We start from the raw sequence: 12,158 nt of genomic DNA, 5'->3' as shown, positions 1-12,158 counted from the left end.
GCCCATGATAGCTGTCGGAGATTATATTTGGATTGAATACATAGAGAACAATGAGTTCAAAAAAGCGAGGAGTAAAGCAGTCAGTATTGAAAGCGGTGAACTGTACATCTCATATCCCGTCGATCTGGATACGGGACGGACGGTCTTTTTACACAAAGGGTTGGAGATAACAGCTGAATTTATGGGGAACGGCCAAGTGCCTTATCAATTTAAAACCATAATTAAAGGGAAGAAAAAAGATCCCATCCCGATGATCGGACTGGATATTCCCCCTAAGGAAGAAATGAAGCGGATTCAAAGACGCCGGTACGTCCGTGCAGACGCTGTATTGGATGTAGCCGTCAAAATGGAAGCGGAAAAAACCGCCTTTCAAACGGTTTCTTCTAATATGAGCGCCGGCGGAATTGCAGTTGTGCTGCCTGAACATATTTCCGCGGAACCGGGTGAAAAGCTGCATGTTTCGTTTTCTCTTTCCGAAAAGGAAAATACAGCGGATATAACGGCCGAGGCTGTTACCCAGCGGGTTTTTTATGATGAAAAGGCGGCGAAACGAAAAATGACGCTTGAATTTACAGACATCGACCCCGTGTCTCAGCAGCATATACTCCGATACTGTATGCGCGCGCAGCTGCAGCAGAGAAGAAACCGTCAGCCGGAATAAACTGCAGCGCACTTTTCCATACTAATCCTAATGGAGGTGCGCGTGTATGAAAACATTTGAACGTCTGCTGGTCAAATTGGTCTGCATTCAGCTCGTTATTTTGGGCGCGGTACAGTTTTTGCTTCATTATCAGCCTATTGAACCTTATATTTCGAAAGCTGTGAAATATGAAGGAGTGGATAAAATGGAGAAAAAAGAATGGATTGAAACGGTAAAGCGGTAAATCGTCTCAATTTTTTCGCCCCTTTTCGGACAGTTCATGATACAATCCATAGAGGAGTAAAGAGCAAGGAGAGAGATTATGGACAAGAAATTATCAATTGCAATCGACGGTCCGGCGGCTGCCGGAAAAAGCACCGTTGCTAAAATAGTGGCTGAGAAAAAATCATATGTGTACATTGACACGGGAGCGATGTATCGTGCCATTACATATACAGCGCTCAAGCAAAATGCCGATTTAACGGATGAAGCCGCGCTCACAGAGCTTTTGAAGCGTACGGAAATTGAGCTTGTATCCGCTCCGGAAGGACAAATCGTTCTGGTAAACGGTGAAGATGTAACAGAAGAAATCCGAAAAGACGAAGTCAGCAACCAAGTATCTATCGCTGCCAAGCATAAAGGCGTCAGAGAAGAAATGGTGAAAAGACAGCAGCAGCTCGGAGAAAAAGGCGGCGTCGTCATGGACGGCCGTGATATCGGAACTCACGTGCTGCCTGATGCGGAAGTGAAAATTTTCCTTTTGGCGTCCGTAGAAGAAAGAGCGAAGCGCCGATATGAAGAGAATAAGAAAAAGGGCTATGACGTGAATTACGAGACGCTCATTGAAGAAATTGCAAGACGCGATAAACTCGATTCAGAGAGGGAAGTTTCCCCGCTGCGCAAAGCGGATGACGCGGTTGAAATCGATACGACGTCACTGAGCATCCCTGAGGTCGCAGGAAAAATTCTGGAGATCGTTGAACAGAAATCACGTTAACATCGGGCGGAGCTCATTTTAATTTTTTTCAAAAGACAAGATGTTATTGCTTGACAAACCAGTCCTTTTATTAGAAGTTAATACTAATAAAACTTTTTATTGATCATTCAAAATCTTTTTTTGGATGATTCTTTAATACATATTCGGCTGGAAAGCGGACATTCACATGTTCAGCTTTCAAACCGTTTTAATTAAGCTGTGTAGGTTTGGACCAAGGAGGTTATTCAAATGACAGAGGAAATGAATCAAATTGATGTTCAAGTGCCAGAGGTTGGAGATGTAGTAAAAGGGATTGTGACAAAGGTAGAGGACAAGCATGTAGATGTCGAAATTATCAATGTCAAACAATCCGGGATCATTCCAATCAGTGAATTATCAAGTCTTCATGTAGAGAAAGCATCGGATGTCGTAAAAGTTGACGACGAGCTTGACCTGAAAGTAACAAAAGTGGAAGACGATGCTTTGATTTTATCTAAACGTGCCGTTGATGCTGACCGCGCTTGGGAAGACCTTGAAAAAAAATTCGAAACAAAAGAAGTGTTTGAAGCTGAAGTGAAAGATGTGGTGAAAGGCGGTCTCGTCGTTGATATCGGCGTTCGCGGCTTCATTCCCGCATCACTTGTCGAAGCTCATTTCGTCGAGGATTTCACTGACTATAAAGGGAAAACTCTCTCTCTTATCGTCGTTGAACTTGACCGTGATAAAAACCGTGTGATTCTTTCACACCGGGCTGTAGTGGAAAAAGAACAGACAGCCAAAAAGCATGATTTTCTCCAAACGCTTGAAGTTGGAAGCGTGCTTGAAGGAAAAGTGCAGCGCCTGACTGATTTCGGCGCGTTTGTCGACATCGGCGGAATCGACGGACTTGTTCATATTTCGCAGCTGTCTCATTCACACGTCGAAAAACCGTCTGACGTCGTGGAAGAAGGACAGGACGTAAAAGTGAAAGTATTGTCCGTAGACCGCGATAACGAGCGCATTTCTTTATCTATTAAAGAAACGCTGCCGGGACCTTGGAGCCGGATCGGCGAAAAGGTGAAGCAGGGAGATGTGCTTGAAGGAAAAGTGCAGCGCCTCGTAAGCTTCGGCGCCTTTGTGGAAATTCTTCCCGGCGTGGAAGGACTTGTGCACATTTCGCAAATTTCCAATAAACATATCGGAACGCCGCATGAAGTGCTTGAAGAAGGACAGACTGTTAAAGTGAAAGTCCTGGACGTTAACGAAAGCGAAGAGCGCATTTCCTTAAGCATGCGTGAGCTTGAAGAAGCGCCGAAAGCCGATCAGGAGGACTTCCGCCAATACCAGGCGAAAGAAGAGCCGAGCACCGGCTTCCAGCTTGGCGATTTAATCGGAGACAAGCTTAATAAATTAAAATAAATTGGTGATAAAACGTGACACGAGCAGAACGCAAAAGAGAACATATAAATCATGCGCTGTCTACCGGTCAAAGCCGGGAAACGGGGTTTGATGATATTACGTTTGTTCATGTCAGCCTGCCAGACCTTGCATTGGAAAAAGTGGATATCTCAACGAAAATCGGCGGACTCACAAGCAGTTCGCCGATTTTTATCAATGCGATGACAGGAGGCGGCGGACAGCTTACATACGAAATTAACAGATCACTGGCAAGAGCCGCGCGCAAAGCCGGCATGCCGCTGGCTGTCGGTTCGCAGATGTCGGCACTGAAAGATCCCGCTGAACGGTATTCCTACGAAATCGTCAGAAAAGAGAATCCGGACGGTTTAATATTTGCGAATTTAGGCAGCGAGGCGGACGCCGAGCAGGCGAAAAGGGCAGTTGATATGATTGAAGCAGACGCCCTCCAGATTCATTTGAATGTGATTCAGGAGATCGTCATGCCTGAGGGAGACAGAAGCTTTACGGGCGCCCTCAGCCGCATTGAGCGGATTGCTGATGGAGCGGGAGTGCCCGTTTTTGTCAAAGAAGTCGGCTTCGGCATGAGCAGGGAATCCGCACGGCGGTTATTTGATGCCGGGGCGGCAGCCGTTGATGCCGGCGGATACGGCGGGACAAATTTCTCTAAAATTGAAAATCTGCGCAGAGAGAAGGCGCTTCAATTTTTTAACACGTGGGGAATTTCTACAGCCGCAAGTTTAGCGGAAATCCGTTCGCTTTCCGCTGATCAATCCGTTATCGCATCTGGAGGGCTGCAAAGTGCGCTGGATGTCGCCAAATCGATTGCTCTCGGCGCATGCTGCGCGGGAATGGCGGGCACATTCCTGAAAGCTCTCACCTCAAAAGGAGAAGAGGGTCTTTTTGACGAGATGACGGCGCTTTTACAAGAGCTCAAAATAATTATGACCGTCCTTGGGTGTCAAACGGTCGCCCAATTGCAAAAGGCGCCTTTGGTTATAAAAGGTGACACACATCACTGGCTTTCTGAACGGGGAATTGACACATCCCGTTTCAGCAGACGTTAAAAGGCATGCGGACCCGCATGCCTTTTTTGCTTTACGATTTTCTTTTTCGGAATTCCCCGTTTTGCTCGAGGCTTGTCGCTCCTTTATGGTGAATCGAATCGTCGCGGTCCGATTCCACTCGGCGGGAGGCTTTCAGTTTTTTCTCCTGTCTGTCTTTTCCCATCATCATCCGCTCCTTTCAGGATAATTGGTTTAAAAAATGCGTTCCCGCTCCATACTGATCAAAGGAGGAGCGATTTATGGAACCGTTTTATTATTACTGGTCGATGTGGTTTTTATGGATACTTGCGACTTTTATTTTTGCCAAAACGAAAAGCCGTTTTTACGTATCAGTCTTTATTTTGACTAATATGATGGCAAGCATACATCAGATGACCGCTTATTTTACACTGAACGCGGCATATGTCATGTTTTTTGCTGCCGCATTTGTTTACGCGGGGAGTCTCGGCATGCATAAGCGGCTCCGTAATGTCCTGATTCATTTGACGGCTGCTGCAGCGTACAGCTTTATCTTTCTTTTTGCATTATATGATCCCGTTTGGTTTATCATAAAACCTGAGTGGGCGGCTGTCATACTGCTTACCGTTATTACGGTTTCTGTTGAGGGGCGATTTTCTGAGAGGCTTTGTCTTTTTGTTCTCGGCATGTGCCAGGGAGAGTTATTGTATTCGGCGGTCATTCACAAAATTGCAGGCGCGGCAGCCGTCGGCGGCTATCAATGGCTTTCAGGCTGCTCGGCGGGAGTGATTCTGCTTATCGGGCTGACTACCTATGAACAGCTTGCAGCGCGCATCAGCCAAAAAAGCAAAAAGCAGGGCAAAGGGGCCACCAAAATGTCTTGAAAACGGACGGAGACTGTTGCATGAATGCGAAACATTTCGAAGAATACATTGTGATCTCGGTGAAAACTGATATAATAAATGAGTTAAGCCCTTCTGTTGAAGGGTTCTTTTCATAGCGAAGATGATTTTTAATAACCGGTTGAACAATTTTTGTGAAAATGTAAGCGGCTGGATTGAAAGGAAGGGTACTATGGGTAAACCTGTCGTAGCCATTGTCGGAAGACCGAATGTGGGAAAATCCACAATCTTTAACCGGATTGCGGGTGAAAGAATTTCAATAGTAGAAGATACCCCCGGAGTGACGCGGGACCGGATATACAGTTCGGCGGAATGGCTGAATTATGATTTTAACCTGATTGACACGGGCGGAATTGACATCGGAGACGAACCGTTTCTGACACAGATCCGCCAGCAGGCCGAAATCGCCATGGACGAGGCTGATGTGATCATCTTTATGGTGAACGGCCGCGAAGGTGTAACGTCTGCGGATGAAGAAGTGGCAAAAATATTGTACCGGACGAAAAAACCGGTCGTATTAGCCGTTAATAAATTAGATAATACCGAAATGAGAGCGAACATCTATGACTTTTACGCGCTCGGTTTTGGAGAGCCTTATCCGATTTCCGGTACTCACGGTTTGGGATTGGGAGATTTGCTCGATGCTTGTGCCGAGCATTTTAAAAACATTCCCGAAACGAAGTATAATGATGATGTCGTTCAATTCTGTCTGATCGGCCGTCCGAATGTCGGAAAATCCTCTCTGGTCAATGCGATGCTCGGCGAAGAGCGGGTTATCGTGAGCAACGTGGCGGGAACGACGAGAGACGCTGTAGATACGGCATTCACTTATAACCAGCAGGAATTTGTGATTGTTGACACGGCGGGCATGAGAAAAAAGGGAAAAGTATATGAAACAACAGAAAAATACAGCGTACTTCGGGCATTAAAAGCCATTGACCGCTCAGACGTCGTCGGCGTGGTACTGAACGCTGAAGAAGGCATCCTTGAGCAGGACAAGCGGATCGCCGGATATGCCCATGAAGCAGGAAAAGCAGTCGTCATCGTCGTAAACAAATGGGATGCCGTTGATAAAGACGAACGCACGATGAAAGAATTTGAACAGAATATACGGGAGCATTTCCAATTTCTCGATTATGCGCCGGTACTGTTCATGTCGGCACTGACGACAAAGCGGATTCATACTCTCATGCCTGCGATTATTAAAGCGAGTGAAAACCACTCTCTCCGCGTGCAGACAAATGTCTTAAATGATGTCATCATGGATGCGGTCGCCATGAATCCGACTCCGACGCACAATGGCTCCCGTCTGAAAATTTATTATGCGACTCAAGTCGCTGTTAAACCGCCGAGCTTCGTTGTTTTTGTCAACGATCCGGAACTGATGCATTTTTCTTATGAACGCTTTTTAGAAAACCGAATCCGTGATGCTTTCGGATTTGAAGGTACGCCAATTAAAATATTTGCAAGAGCAAGAAAATAAAAAGGTGTGATACAGAGATGAAAAAAGTGGCAATGCTTGGAGCGGGAAGCTGGGGCACTGCACTTTCTTTAGTGCTGGCTGATAACGGACATCAGGTCATGATGTGGGGGCACCGTGCCGAATTGATCGATCAAATCAACGGGCTGCATGAAAACAAAGATTATCTGCCGGGGGTGGAGCTGTCAAGCTCTATCATCGGCACAGCTGATTTAAGCGAGGCTTTAACAGGAGCTGACTTCATCATTGTGGCGGTTCCGACAAAAGCCATTCGGGAAGTGCTGAAAAAGGCTCTGCCTTACATCCCGAAACAGTCGATCTTTGTTCATGTCAGCAAAGGAATTGAGCCGGATTCGCTTCTCCGCATTTCAGAATTAATGGAAGAGGAGCTGCCTGAGGAGTACAGAAAAGACATCGTTGTGCTTTCAGGGCCGAGCCACGCTGAGGAAGTCGGATTGAGACACCCGACGACTGTTACATCATCTTCAAAAAATATCGAGGCTGCAGAAGCGGTTCAGGATCTATTTATGAACCAGCATTTCCGTGTCTATACCAATCCGGATATGATCGGTGTTGAAATAGGGGGAGCGTTAAAGAACATCATCGCTCTGGCAGCGGGAATTACAGACGGATTGGGATACGGAGATAACGCAAAAGCGGCCCTGATCACCCGCGGTCTTGCTGAAATCGCCAGGCTCGGCACAAAGATGGGCGGAAACCCTCTCACCTTTTCCGGCCTGACCGGCGTAGGCGACTTAATCGTGACGTGTACGAGCGTCCATTCCCGCAATTGGCGCGCCGGCAACCTGCTCGGCAAAGGGTACAAGCTTGAGGCTGTCCTTGACAAGATGGGAATGGTTGTTGAAGGCGTGCGGACGACGAAAGCGGCGTATCAGCTTTCTCAAAAATACCAAGTGAAAATGCCGATTACAGAGGCGCTTCACCAAGTGTTATTTAACGGGCAGAAGGTAGAAACGGCCGTAGAATCTTTAATGGCCAGAGTGAAAACCCATGAGATGGAAGACTTGGTCAACACATTCGAAAACCGGGTGAAGTGACAATAACATGCCGTCTGCATATTCTGAAATGACGAAAGTCCAAAACGCGGAACTCTCCGGCTGAAATCGCTTAAAACATTTGCTGATTTAGGCAGAAGAGGATGCAGACGTACGCATCTACGCATACTATAGCATCGAAGTCCAAGAGAGTGTATCTCAGACGTATAGGTGAATATAGTCAACTTGACTGAAGCAAAGTCCCCCTCTTTGCTTCAGTTTTTTTTTGTTTTTTCAATAGATGGAAAACCTGTTGATCTTTTCAACATTTGTATATTAAAATGAAATATAACGCTTACAATGATGGGACGGGGGGCACGGACGTGAGTGTGGCATTGATGAAAATGTGGTTTGCGCTTGGTGCTATGGGATTAATGTTTGTTGCGGTGGCCTCTATTTATGTCAGCAGGTACAAAGTGAAAAACAAGCTGATCAAAGCAGCAGTTTCTTCGCTCGCTTATGCCTGTATGGTCATCTCGGGATTGATCGTGTTAATGGTCGTTTTCAGCGGGCCTGTCAATGAATAAGCAAAAAAGGGGGCGCGGAATGCATAAGATGAAAATGGCCGTCATAACGGCATTTGCGGTGCTTCTGCTGTCCGGCTGTCTGTATCCTGAAGCGGAAAAAACTGAAAATAAAGTATCTTACAAGCATCAGCTTCAGCAGGTTCAAGCGGCAGTGGATGAGTTTAAAAAAGCGAACGGCGGACTTCTGCCGATTCAGACCAAAGATATGAAAACACCGATCTATCAAAAATATCCGATAGATTTTAAGCGGCTCGCGCCCAGATATATAGAGGAGCCGCCGGCATCAGCTTTTGAAAGCGGAGGAATGTACCAATACGTGCTTGTCGATGTGGAAAATAAGCCGACCGTGAAGCTGATCGATCTCCAAATGGCGGAGGCAATCCGCGATATGAAGCTGCGTGTTAAAATGTATCAGGAAAAACATACATATCCGCCCTATGAGGATGCCGTTTCAAAAGGGCTGTTCACTTTAAATAAAAAGAAGCTCGGCATGAAAGACACTCCTTCAGTCAAAAGTCCGGTTTCAGGCACGTCTCTGCCGCTTTTAATCGGCGCTGACGGAGAAATCTATGCCGACTATCGCGTCGATCTCGCCCGCTGCCTGAAAGAAAACAAAAAGAAAATCAGACCGGGCGCGGAAATTCAGGATATTTTATGGAAAGAGACGCCTTTCGTCCCGGCCTTTTCAGTCACATACACCGTAAATGAAAAACAGGAACCCGTTTTTTTAGAAAGTAAAACGAAACAGGAATGAACCTTTCTCCCGCGCATACAAATAGGGAGAAAGGTTTTTTTGATTCCGATAGAAAAGATTGCCTGAAAATTTTCTAAAGATGTCATATTGAAATAGGACAACGTCATACACATATAGTGTCCTGTATTTGATTGAAGAATGGTGAATGAAAAATGATAAGGATAGGAAGTCCGGGAGGGGATCACTTGGAAAAGGTCGATATTTTCAAGGATATCGCTGAACGAACAGGAGGCGATATATACTTAGGAGTCGTCGGCGCTGTCCGTACAGGGAAATCTACATTTATTAAAAAATTTATGGAGCTTGTGGTGCTCCCGAATATCAGCAATGAAGCCGACCGAGCGCGGGCGCAGGATGAGCTTCCGCAAAGCGCAGCAGGAAAAACGATAATGACCACAGAACCAAAATTTGTTCCGAATCAAGCCATGTCCGTACATGTGGCGGAAGGGCTTGACGTCAATATCCGTCTTGTGGATTGTGTGGGATACACGGTTCCCGGTGCGAAGGGGTATGAAGATGAAAACGGCCCGAGAATGATTAATACACCATGGTACGAAGAACCGATTCCCTTTCATGAAGCGGCGGAGATCGGTACGAGAAAAGTCATCCAGGAACATTCCACAATCGGGGTCGTCATTACGACGGATGGCTCAATCGGTGATATTGCGCGGGGCGATTACGTAGAAGCGGAAGAAAGAGTCATTGACGAGCTGAAGGAAGTCGGCAAACCGTTTATTATGGTCATCAACTCGGTGAAGCCGTACCACCCGGAAACAGAAGCGCTCAGAGCTGAATTAAGCGCGAAATATGATATCCCCGTTCTCGCCATGAGTGTTGAAAGCATGAGGGAAACAGATGTGTTAAGCGTTCTCAGAGAAGCGCTTTACGAGTTCCCTGTGCTGGAAGTGAATGTCAACCTTCCGAGCTGGGTCATGGTGCTGAAAGAAAATCACTGGCTCAGAGAAAGTTACCAGGAGTCAGTGAAAGAAACCGTAAAAGATATCAAACGACTGCGCGACGTCGACCGGGTTGTCGGCCACTTCAGTGAATTTGAGTTTATCGAAAGCGCCGGATTGGCCGGAATTGAACTCGGCCAGGGTGTCGCAGAAATTGATTTATACGCGCCGGATCATTTATACGACCAGATTTTAAAAGAAGTAGTGGGCGTCGAAATCCGCGGGAAAGACCACCTGCTTGAATTAATGCAGGACTTCGCCCACGCGAAAAAGGAATATGATCAGGTTTCAGACGCGCTGAAAATGGTGAAACAGACCGGCTACGGCATTGCAGCCCCGGCCTTAACGGATATGAGCCTTGATGAACCGGAAATCATCAGACAGGGATCAAGATTCGGAGTAAGGCTGAAAGCGGTCGCCCCGTCCATTCATATGATCAAAGTGGATGTGGAAAGTGAATTCGCGCCGATCATCGGGACGGAAAAGCAAAGCGAAGAGCTTGTCCGCTACTTAATGCAGGACTTTGAGGATGATCCGCTTTCGATCTGGAACTCCGATATTTTCGGAAGATCATTGAGCTCGATCGTAAGAGAAGGAATCTCGGCGAAACTGTCGCTTATGCCGGAAAATGCGAGATATAAACTGAAAGAAACGCTTGAGAGAATTATAAACGAAGGCTCAGGCGGCCTGATCGCCATTATTTTGTAAGCTGAAGGACCTCTTCCTGAAACGGGGGGTCTTTTTTTGTCTTTTAGATACTGGAAATCAATCAAGGATTAGGAGGAAAAAAGCAAAAAAAGGAATATTTGTTCGGTAAAACACGCGAAAACCTTGACGAGCAAGGGATTGGGGCTTTAAAATGCTTGATATGGCTTTTTATATGTGTTACTCTACTTACAGAAAATCTTCACTTTGTTGGACAAACATTCCTCAAAGTGTCTGTTTTCTTTTGAAAAGCCGTTTACTTGTCTGTTCTTCCCTGCTTTGATTTTTTATAAGACAGGTTTAGAATCAGGCTGAACTGTGAAGAAATGATAATAAACTGCTGAATTGATACCCTTTTGGGAGGAGGTGAAAGGCATGAACAAGACAGAACTAATCAATGCGGTTGCAGAAGCAAGCGAATTGTCTAAAAAAGACGCTACAAAAGCAGTTGATTCTGTTTTTGATACGATTTTAGATGCACTTAAAAATGGTGATAAAATCCAACTGATCGGTTTCGGTAACTTTGAGGTGCGCGAGCGTTCTGCACGTAAAGGACGTAACCCGCAAACAGGTGAAGAAATCGAAATCCCTGCAAGCAAGGTACCTGCTTTCAAACCAGGTAAAGCTCTTAAAGACGCTGTTGCAGGAAAATAATTGTGAATATAGATCGTGTATGCATCTGATACATACACTTTGTTTCTTCACAGAAAAGCCCCTTGATAAAGGGGCTTTTCATATTTAAGCTGCCTCGGTCTCCGGGCAGGACTTTCGTTTTGCTTTTGGCGCGTCAAATGTGCTAGAATCGAAATTAAATGTATTCAATGGTGGAGGACACAGACAATGAAAGAAGTTAATAAAGAACAGATTGAACAGGCAGTTCGCCAGATTTTAGAGGCGATTGGAGAAGACCCGGACCGGGAAGGTCTTTTAGATACACCGAAACGCGTGGCGAAAATGTATGCGGAAGTATTCTCGGGGTTAAATGAAGACCCGAAAGAGCATTTCAAAACCGTTTTCGGCGAGGACCACGAGGAGCTTGTTCTTGTAAAAGATATCGCGTTTCATTCTATGTGTGAACATCATCTTGTTCCTTTTTACGGAAAAGCGCATATTGCCTACATTCCGCGCGGCGGTAAAGTGACAGGCCTGAGTAAATTGGCGCGTGCAGTGGAAGCCGTTTCAAAACGCCCGCAGCTGCAGGAGCGCATTACTTCAACGATTGCAGAAAGCATCGTAGACACCTTAGATCCCCACGGCGTCATGGTTGTCGTTGAAGCTGAGCATATGTGCATGACGATGAGAGGCGTAAGAAAGCCGGGGGCAAAAACGGTAACTTCCGCCGTAAGAGGTATTTTTAAAGATGACGCTGCGGCGCGTTCCGAAGTGTTAGAACATATTAAACGTGCGGATTAATTATGATAGAGGGTGCAGATATGAATTCAAAGCATTCAAGTGATTTTGTCGTCATTAAAGCGGTCGAGGACGGTGTGAACGTCATCGGTTTAACGAGAGGAACGGATACGAAATTCCACCATTCTGAAAAGCTGGACAAAGGTGAAGTGATTATCGCTCAGTTTACAGAGCATACTTCAGCCATCAAAGTGAGGGGCAATGCCCTCATCCAGACCGCTTACGGAGAAATGAACAGCGAAAAAAAATAAGCCGGCTGTTTCCCGCTTTTGCCAAATGCCCGCAAACGGCGGGAGAATACAGCCAATTTCTTTTTTTTATGCTATAATGATA

Annotated in this window: 15 protein-coding genes; 14 read left to right on the top strand and 1 reads right to left on the bottom strand. The window is 46.0% G+C overall.

Annotated features, from left to right (window positions below; genetic code table 11):
• Positions 1-4: 4 nt before the first annotated feature.
• The 5 genes from Y79_RS0119125 (at position 5) to fni (ending at position 4,078) form a co-directional block, all read left to right on the top strand.
• A complete protein-coding gene (locus Y79_RS0119125) occupies positions 5-661 on the top strand; it encodes a flagellar brake protein (protein WP_016939116.1) in 657 nt (218 codons plus the stop codon).
• Positions 662-707: 46 nt separating this feature from the next.
• Entirely contained in the window at positions 708-884 is a 177-nt protein-coding gene (locus tag Y79_RS1000000121420) for a YpfB family protein (RefSeq protein WP_016939115.1), read from the top strand.
• 78 nt (positions 885-962) lie between these two features.
• Positions 963-1,637: a (d)CMP kinase gene (gene cmk / locus Y79_RS0119115; RefSeq protein ID WP_016939114.1), complete on the top strand. Its 675-nt coding sequence runs from the start codon at positions 963-965 to the stop codon at positions 1,635-1,637.
• A gap of 228 nt (positions 1,638-1,865) precedes the next feature.
• A complete protein-coding gene (gene rpsA / locus Y79_RS0119110) occupies positions 1,866-3,014 on the top strand; it encodes a 30S ribosomal protein S1 (RefSeq protein ID WP_016939113.1) in 1,149 nt (382 codons plus the stop codon).
• A 14-nt stretch (positions 3,015-3,028) separates the two neighbouring features.
• On the top strand, positions 3,029-4,078 hold the full coding sequence (gene fni, locus Y79_RS0119105) for a type 2 isopentenyl-diphosphate Delta-isomerase (RefSeq protein ID WP_016939112.1): 1,050 nt from the start codon (positions 3,029-3,031) through the stop codon (positions 4,076-4,078).
• A gap of 31 nt (positions 4,079-4,109) precedes the next feature.
• On the opposite strand, the gene Y79_RS1000000121090 is transcribed toward fni, so the two are convergent.
• Entirely contained in the window at positions 4,110-4,241 is a 132-nt protein-coding gene (locus Y79_RS1000000121090; RefSeq protein WP_003153429.1) for a YpzI family protein, read from the bottom strand.
• A 76-nt stretch (positions 4,242-4,317) separates the two neighbouring features.
• Between Y79_RS1000000121090 and Y79_RS0119095 the strand changes: the two genes are divergently transcribed.
• From Y79_RS0119095 to mtrB, 9 genes are all read left to right on the top strand, one after another.
• The gene (locus Y79_RS0119095) at positions 4,318-4,920 is read left to right on the top strand and encodes a YphA family membrane protein (RefSeq protein ID WP_016939111.1); all 603 of its coding nucleotides are present in this window, start codon (positions 4,318-4,320) and stop codon (positions 4,918-4,920) included.
• Positions 4,921-5,110: 190 nt separating this feature from the next.
• Entirely contained in the window at positions 5,111-6,421 is a 1,311-nt protein-coding gene (gene der, locus Y79_RS0119085) for a ribosome biogenesis GTPase Der (RefSeq protein WP_016939109.1), read from the top strand.
• A gap of 17 nt (positions 6,422-6,438) precedes the next feature.
• Positions 6,439-7,476: an NAD(P)H-dependent glycerol-3-phosphate dehydrogenase gene (locus Y79_RS0119080; RefSeq protein WP_016939108.1), complete on the top strand. Its 1,038-nt coding sequence runs from the start codon at positions 6,439-6,441 to the stop codon at positions 7,474-7,476.
• Positions 7,477-7,796: 320 nt separating this feature from the next.
• Entirely contained in the window at positions 7,797-8,000 is a 204-nt protein-coding gene (locus tag Y79_RS0119075) for a DUF2768 domain-containing protein (protein ID WP_003153435.1), read from the top strand.
• A 19-nt stretch (positions 8,001-8,019) separates the two neighbouring features.
• On the top strand, positions 8,020-8,754 hold the full coding sequence (locus Y79_RS0119070; protein ID WP_016939107.1) for a hypothetical protein: 735 nt from the start codon (positions 8,020-8,022) through the stop codon (positions 8,752-8,754).
• A gap of 185 nt (positions 8,755-8,939) precedes the next feature.
• Positions 8,940-10,418, top strand: coding sequence for a stage IV sporulation protein A (spoIVA, locus tag Y79_RS0119065; protein ID WP_003153438.1), 1,479 nt, complete (start codon positions 8,940-8,942; stop codon positions 10,416-10,418).
• Positions 10,419-10,790: 372 nt separating this feature from the next.
• A complete protein-coding gene (gene hbs / locus Y79_RS0119060) occupies positions 10,791-11,069 on the top strand; it encodes a non-specific DNA-binding protein Hbs (RefSeq protein WP_003153447.1) in 279 nt (92 codons plus the stop codon).
• 186 nt (positions 11,070-11,255) lie between these two features.
• A complete protein-coding gene (gene folE, locus Y79_RS0119055) occupies positions 11,256-11,828 on the top strand; it encodes a GTP cyclohydrolase I FolE (protein ID WP_016939106.1) in 573 nt (190 codons plus the stop codon).
• Positions 11,829-11,848: 20 nt separating this feature from the next.
• Positions 11,849-12,076, top strand: a complete 228-nt coding sequence (gene mtrB / locus Y79_RS0119050) for a trp RNA-binding attenuation protein MtrB (protein ID WP_003153449.1) — start codon at positions 11,849-11,851, stop codon at positions 12,074-12,076.
• Positions 12,077-12,158: the final 82 nt, after the last annotated feature.

Source organism: Bacillus siamensis KCTC 13613, from assembly GCF_000262045.1.
Lineage (GTDB): Bacteria > Bacillota > Bacilli > Bacillales > Bacillaceae > Bacillus > Bacillus siamensis.
This window is presented reverse-complemented; position numbering and strand designations above follow the sequence as displayed.

What these genes read in the sequence shown, in the direction of transcription:
- Y79_RS0119125 (WP_016939116.1), top strand. Translation starts at nt 5, where the DNA reads ATGATAGCTGTCGGAGATTATATTTGGATTGAATACATAGAGAACAAT.
- Y79_RS1000000121420 (WP_016939115.1), top strand. Translation starts at nt 708, where the DNA reads ATGAAAACATTTGAACGTCTGCTGGTCAAATTGGTCTGCATTCAGCTC.
- cmk (WP_016939114.1), top strand. Translation starts at nt 963, where the DNA reads ATGGACAAGAAATTATCAATTGCAATCGACGGTCCGGCGGCTGCCGGA.
- rpsA (WP_016939113.1), top strand. Translation starts at nt 1,866, where the DNA reads ATGACAGAGGAAATGAATCAAATTGATGTTCAAGTGCCAGAGGTTGGA.
- Y79_RS1000000121090 (WP_003153429.1), bottom strand. Translation starts at nt 4,241, where the DNA reads ATGGGAAAAGACAGACAGGAGAAAAAACTGAAAGCCTCCCGCCGAGTG.
- Y79_RS0119095 (WP_016939111.1), top strand. Translation starts at nt 4,318, where the DNA reads ATGGAACCGTTTTATTATTACTGGTCGATGTGGTTTTTATGGATACTT.
- der (WP_016939109.1), top strand. Translation starts at nt 5,111, where the DNA reads ATGGGTAAACCTGTCGTAGCCATTGTCGGAAGACCGAATGTGGGAAAA.
- Y79_RS0119080 (WP_016939108.1), top strand. Translation starts at nt 6,439, where the DNA reads ATGAAAAAAGTGGCAATGCTTGGAGCGGGAAGCTGGGGCACTGCACTT.
- Y79_RS0119070 (WP_016939107.1), top strand. Translation starts at nt 8,020, where the DNA reads ATGCATAAGATGAAAATGGCCGTCATAACGGCATTTGCGGTGCTTCTG.
- hbs (WP_003153447.1), top strand. Translation starts at nt 10,791, where the DNA reads ATGAACAAGACAGAACTAATCAATGCGGTTGCAGAAGCAAGCGAATTG.
- folE (WP_016939106.1), top strand. Translation starts at nt 11,256, where the DNA reads ATGAAAGAAGTTAATAAAGAACAGATTGAACAGGCAGTTCGCCAGATT.
- mtrB (WP_003153449.1), top strand. Translation starts at nt 11,849, where the DNA reads ATGAATTCAAAGCATTCAAGTGATTTTGTCGTCATTAAAGCGGTCGAG.